Consider the following 3,181-nt stretch of genomic DNA (forward strand, 5'->3'; position numbering starts at 1 on the left):
GCAACGGCCCGGATATCCGTATCCGCGGCAATGTCTTCCAGGTCTACGACAAGTACATGGGGCTGGCCCGCGACGCGCAATCGTCCGGCGACCGCGTCATGGCCGAGAATTACCAGCAGCATGCGGAACACTATGTCCGCATCATCAACGCGATGAACGAGGCGTACGGCCAGCCGCAGCAGCCGCCCTCGGACGCCGGCTTGGTCCAGCCGGGCGGCTATCGCGAGCAGCCGGGCGTCGACGCGGATTACGATCCGCTGACCAGCCCGCAGCCGCCGCAGCGCCGCGAATACGAAGCGCCGCGCAGCGATGGCGGTGACCGCCAGCCGCAGCAGCCGCGCCGCGATTACGATCAGCCGCGGGGCGAGAATGGCGAGCGTCCGCCGCGCCGCGACTACGAGCAGCGCAATGACGGCCGCAACGAGGGTGGCGATCGGCCGCCGCGCGATCGCGACCAGAATTTCCGCGACCGCGACCAGGGCCCCCGCGAGCAGGGCGGCCCCCGCGACCAGAACCAGAATTTCCGCGATCGTGGCGACCGGCCGCCGCGCGACCGGGACCAGAATCGCGGTGACCAGAATCGCGGCGACCAGAACCGGGGTGACCAGCAGGGCCAGCCGCGCGGCGAACGTTTCGCCGGGCAGCGCGACGGTGGTGGCCGTCCGGATTATCGCAACGACCGGTCGCAGCAGCCGGCGCCGCCGGATGTGCACGCGCCGCAGCCGCATGTTCCGAGCCCGCTGGAGCTGACACCGGTCGAGGACGCGGCTTCGGCCAGCTTCGGTGCCGATCCCCGGGACCAGGAAGACAGCAGCGTCGAGACCGAGCTGGCCTTGCCGGCGTCGATCGTCGCCCGGCCGCGCCGTGGTCGGCCGCCGCGCAACCCGGCCCCGGTGGCCGAGGTTCCGGTTCCGGCGCCGGCCCCAGTCGTCGAGGCTCCCGTGGTTCCCGCGGCGCCGCCCGTGGCGCCCGTGGCCGCAGCAGAGTCCTCGGCCCAGCCGGCACTGCCCGGCGTGACCTCGGACGAGGCTCCGGCCGCGCCGAAGCGCCGCCCCGGCCGTCCGCGCAAGGTCAAGCCGGCGGATGACGGTTCGCCGGAATCCAGCGGCAGCTGATCCGGCCTCGAAGATCTCAAGGAAAAAGCCCGGCTCGCGCCGGGCTTTTTTATTGCTGCAGTAAACCAGGCCCGACGAAGCGGCGTTTGACAGACAAAGCTACTCTTCTGCGTCTGAAGATCGGAACTCTTTGAAAATATCTTCTGTTACCTAGGTATCCATTCCGAGATCCTCGGGTGACAAGGAGCTAGATCATGCGAACAACTCTTTTGGCCGCCGCTTCCGCCCTCGCTCTTCTGGCGACGCCAGTCATGGCCCAGACCACGACCGGGACCACCGGCACGCAGGCGCCCGCCACGACCATGGCGCCGGCGACCTCCTCGACCGCCGTTTCGCCGGGTCAGCAGCAGCTGCCCGACACCCACGTCCTCGGCTCCGACCTGATCGGCGCCAGTGTGACCAACACTGCCGGCGATTCGATCGGCAAGACCTCGGATCTGCTGGTCACCAAGGACAGCAAGACGGTCGATGCCGTGGTGATCGATGTCGGCGGCTTCCTCGGCATCGGCTCCAAATCGGTGGCGATCCCGCTGGACAAGCTGACCATCGGCGCCCGCCCGGACGAGGGCGTCAAGACCGCCATGACCAAAGAGCAGCTGGAGGCCCTGCCGGCCTTCGAGGGCCGCAAGTCGGCTGAGCCGGCGGCATCGCCGTCCGGCGCGGTGGGCGACAGCACCACGCCGAGCACCGGCACCGGCTCCGGCGGATAACCGGCCTCGCGGTCATGAAAAAGGGGGCGCGTCCTCGCGGGCGCGCCCCCTTTTTATCGCGGTTTCGGCTCAGCCCTTCTTCAGCTCGGCCTCGAGCTCCGGGATCAGCTTGAACAGGTCGCCGACCAGGCCGTAATCGGCGACCTGGAAGATCGGCGCCTCTTCGTCCTTGTTGATCGCCACGATCACCTTCGAATCCTTCATCCCGGCGAGATGCTGGATCGCGCCCGAGATGCCGACGGCGATGTACAGATCCGGCGCCACCACTTTGCCGGTCTGGCCGACCTGGTAGTCGTTCGGCACGAAGCCGGCATCGACCGCGGCGCGGCTGGCGCCGATCGCGGCGCCGAGATGGTCGGCGATCCCTTCCAGGATCTTGAAGTTCTCCGACGACCCCATGGCGCGGCCGCCCGAGATGATGATCCGGGCCGAGGTCAGTTCCGGCCGTTCGGACTTGGTCAGCTCCTGGCCGACGAAGCTCGACAGACCGGCATCGGCCCCGGCGTCGATCGTCTCGATCGTGGCCGACCCGCCTTCCGCCGGCGCGGCGTCGAAGCCGGCGCCGCGGACGGTGATGACCTTGATCGGGTCACTCGACTGCACGGTGGCGATGGCGTTGCCGGCATAGATCGGGCGCTCGAAGGTGTCGGCGCTGTCGACCGCGGTGATGTCGGAGATCTGCTGCACGTCCAGCAGGGCGGCGACGCGCGGCAGCAGGTTCTTGCCGGCGCTGGTCGCGGTCGCCAGCACATGTCTGTAGGCCTTGGCCAGCCCGGCGATCAGCGGCGCCACGGTCTCGGCCGGCTGGTGCTCCAGCGCCGGTGCATCGGCCAGCAGCACCTTGGTCACGCCGGCGATCTTGGCGGCGGCCTCGGCCGCCGGGCGGGCGCCGGATCCGGTGACGACGATATGGATGTCGCCACCGATCTTCTGGGCCGCGGTGACGGCGTGCAGCGTGGCGGATTTCAGCGTGGCGTTGTCGTGGTCGGCTACGATCAGGATCGACATGTCTTTACATCCCCGCCTTCAGATCACGCGCGCTTCGGTCTTCAGCTTGGCGACCAGCTCCTGGACGCTGCCGACCTTGACACCGCCCTTGCGCTTCGCCGGCTCGACCACCTTCAGCGTCTTCAGCCGCGGCGCCGGGTCGACGCCCAGATCGGCCGGGGTCACGGTGTCCAGCGGCTTCTTCTTCGCCTTCATGATGTTCGGCAGCGACGCGTAGCGCGGCTCGTTCAGGCGCAGGTCGGTGGTGATGATGGCCGGCAGCTTGACCCGGATGGTCTCGAGCCCGCCATCGACCTCGCGGGTCACCAGCGCGGCGCCGTCTTCCAGCACCAGCTTCGAGGCGAAGGT

4 protein-coding genes are annotated in these 3,181 nt (G+C 68.9%); 2 read left to right on the top strand and 2 right to left on the bottom strand.

Annotated features, from left to right (window positions below):
* Together AC3XYG_RS29540 and AC3XYG_RS29545 are read left to right on the top strand one after the other, a co-directional pair.
* Positions 1 to 1,115 (top strand): DUF4167 domain-containing protein (locus AC3XYG_RS29540; protein WP_489143455.1); only part of this gene is annotated, 1,115 nt, incomplete at its 5' end.
* A gap of 194 nt (positions 1,116 to 1,309) precedes the next feature.
* Positions 1,310 to 1,825 carry a PRC-barrel domain-containing protein gene (locus AC3XYG_RS29545; protein WP_489143456.1) on the top strand — a complete coding sequence of 172 codons (516 nt, stop codon included), beginning with the start codon at positions 1,310 to 1,312 and terminating at the stop codon, positions 1,823 to 1,825.
* Positions 1,826 to 1,894: 69 nt separating this feature from the next.
* Here AC3XYG_RS29545 and AC3XYG_RS29550 read toward each other — a convergent pair whose 3' ends face one another.
* Both AC3XYG_RS29550 and AC3XYG_RS29555 read right to left on the bottom strand, forming a co-directional pair.
* Positions 1,895 to 2,833, bottom strand: coding sequence for an electron transfer flavoprotein subunit alpha/FixB family protein (locus AC3XYG_RS29550; protein WP_489143457.1), 939 nt, complete (start codon positions 2,831 to 2,833; stop codon positions 1,895 to 1,897).
* Between the two features lie 18 nt (positions 2,834 to 2,851).
* A partial coding sequence (locus AC3XYG_RS29555) for an electron transfer flavoprotein subunit beta/FixA family protein (RefSeq protein ID WP_489143458.1) occupies positions 2,852 to 3,181 on the bottom strand: 330 nt, incomplete at its 5' end.

The sequence above is a fragment of the Inquilinus sp. genome, from assembly GCF_057815775.1.